A 761-nucleotide genomic window follows, 5' to 3' on the forward strand; every position below is an offset into this window, starting at 1 on the left:
ATGCTGAATGGACATGATGTGGCTATCAATGCATTAGACTTTAAGGATAAAACCCCATTCGTCTTTGATGAAATTTGCAGAGAAAGAAAAATCCCGGTACTGCACCCATACAACTTTGGTTGGGCCGGCTTTGTTACGATTGTAGACCCATTGGGGCATTCCTTGTCTGAACTGACAGAAGAGCCTAAAGGGTTTGAGTTGAAAGTGGCTGAATATGTTACGGGGCACGGAGCCTTTTGGAATCAACCCAAAGAATGGTTAGACAAAATTGTAACCCAATATAAAAAGGAAAGCGAAATGCTGCCACCTCCACAATTATCCATAGCTTCGTGGATTACCGCAGGATTGTGTACAACGGCAATGTACAATCTTGCTACAGAAAAACCGGTGAACTATTTTCCAAAATTCTATTTCTCTTCGCTTTTGACGTAAGTTATTATTTTCAGAACAGCTTATTTAAGGTTGCCCTTGAAATAGCTTCTGTAATATTCGCCGCGCCTAACTTGTCAAAGGCGTGGCGTTTATATGTTTTGATTGAATCTAACGAGCGACACATTCTGTCTGCTATTTCCGTCATTGTAAGGCCTGCTGCCGACAATCGTAGAACCTCAAGTTCCTCTTCTTTTAGCGAAACTCCTTCACATTCTTTCCATCGGTGCCCCTCAAAAGAGTATTTCCAATAATTGCGGAGTCCATTCTTGTGAAACTCTACATGTCCTACTGTTTTATGTGAAGACAGCGATACGACACACATACCTATC

1 protein-coding gene and 1 pseudogene are annotated in these 761 nt (G+C 41.7%); one reads left to right on the top strand and one right to left on the bottom strand.

All coding sequences use genetic code 11. From position 1 onward, the window contains the following. Positions 1-432 (top strand): annotated as a pseudogene (locus tag JCM15124_RS12560) (ThiF family adenylyltransferase); the annotation flags it as partial. A 10-nt stretch (positions 433-442) separates the two neighbouring features. Here the strand turns inward: JCM15124_RS12560 and JCM15124_RS12565 are convergent. Continuing rightward, positions 443-761: response regulator transcription factor (locus JCM15124_RS12565; RefSeq protein WP_024999676.1), on the bottom strand; the 319-nt coding region annotated here is incomplete at its 5' end.

Source organism: Prevotella falsenii DSM 22864 = JCM 15124 (assembly GCF_000613945.1).
GTDB classification, from domain to species: domain Bacteria; phylum Bacteroidota; class Bacteroidia; order Bacteroidales; family Bacteroidaceae; genus Prevotella; species Prevotella falsenii.